Raw genomic sequence first — 224 nt, 5'->3', positions numbered from 1 at the left:
CGGCGTGGCAGACATACATGTATTTGGTTTTCAGCGGTTCGCCCTCGCGCTCCCAGGGCATGTCGTCGTCGAAGCAGCCTGTGGGCATGCCGTTGTAGCCCATGGACAAAATCTTGTTTTCGCGGCTGACGATGCACGCGCCCACCTGTGAGGTGTTGTCCTTGCTGCGCTGCGCGGTGAGCAGCGCCACGCCCATAAAATATTCGTCCCAGGAAATATAATCC

1 pseudogene is annotated in these 224 nt (G+C 57.6%); it reads right to left on the bottom strand.

Annotation, left to right across the window (positions count from 1 at the left end):
• A pseudogene (locus tag HJY11_RS14035) lies at positions 1-224 on the bottom strand (cytidine/deoxycytidylate deaminase family protein); the annotation flags it as partial.

The sequence above is a fragment of the Bittarella massiliensis (ex Durand et al. 2017) genome (assembly GCF_017566145.1).
GTDB lineage: Bacteria > Bacillota > Clostridia > Oscillospirales > Ruminococcaceae > Bittarella > Bittarella massiliensis_A.
The sequence above is the reverse complement of the archived record's forward strand: the minus strand, read 5'-3'. Positions and strand labels throughout refer to the sequence as shown.